Genomic DNA, 937 nt, shown 5'->3' with positions numbered 1-937 from the left:
GGGTTGAACTAAATAAGGATCAGGCTTCGGATGAAGCAGGAATGCTTTCGAAGCTAACTTTGCTACGCAAAGTTCTTAGGGCCTTTAGCTCAGCTGGTTAGAGCGCACCCCTGATAAGGGTGAGGTCGGTGGTTCGAGTCCACTAAGGCCCACCATTTCCAAATATCCTTCGGGATCTATTTGGGGCCATAGCTCAGCTGGGAGAGCGCCTGCCTTGCAAGCAGGAGGTCAGGAGTTCGATCCTCCTTGGCTCCACCAAAAACTACCGCAAAAAACTTCAAATTTCGACTTGAAATGCGAATGGGACTTGTGGTAATATAGCACTTGTCGCTTTCGAGCGAAAACAACGGAATGCGGAACTTCAATAGAAGAAACGCACGAAGTTGGCAAGCTTCGAAAACCGATAATCGCAACGTTGTTCCTTGAAAACTGGATAGCGAAACGAAGAGAGCAAGAACATCTGTAAAGGTGATCTTAGAGGCTGAAACGTTCGATCTTTTGAACATCCTTCGGGATATTCGGAAAATCTTGGATAAGCTAATAAGGGCGCACGGAGGATGCCTAGGCGCTAGGAGCCGAAGAAGGACGTGGCGAACTACGATAATGCCTCGGGGAGTCGTAAGCAGGCTTCGATCCGGGGATGTCCGAATGGGGAAACCCGGCTGCGGTAATACGCAGTCACCTGTTGCTGAATACATAGGCAGCATGGAGGCACACCCAGGGAACTGAAACATCTAAGTACCTGGAGGAAAAGAAAACAAATGTGATTCCGTCAGTAGCGGCGAGCGAACGCGGAAAAGCCCAAACCGATCCCTTCGGGGATCGGGGTTGTAGGACGTCGATATGGCAAAAGCAGGTTAGGCGAAGCGGTCTGGAAAGGCCGGCCACAGAAGGTAAAAGCCCTGTAACCGAAAGCTTGCGTATGCCTAGACGGATC

General features: G+C 50.4%; 2 tRNA genes and 1 rRNA gene. All 3 read left to right on the top strand.

Annotation, left to right across the window (positions count from 1 at the left end):
• Positions 1 to 78: 78 nt before the first annotated feature.
• A tRNA-Ile gene (locus PV433_RS33830) sits at positions 79 to 155 on the top strand.
• A gap of 27 nt (positions 156 to 182) precedes the next feature.
• Positions 183 to 258, top strand: a tRNA-Ala gene (locus tag PV433_RS33825).
• A 272-nt stretch (positions 259 to 530) separates the two neighbouring features.
• A 23S ribosomal RNA gene (locus PV433_RS33820) occupies positions 531 to 937 on the top strand; the annotation flags it as partial.

The organism is Paenibacillus sp. GYB004 (assembly GCF_036577605.1).
GTDB classification, from domain to species: Bacteria; Bacillota; Bacilli; order Paenibacillales; family NBRC-103111; genus Paenibacillus_AB; species Paenibacillus_AB oceani.
Note: the sequence above shows the minus strand (reverse complement) of the source record. Positions and strands in the feature narration are given on the sequence as shown.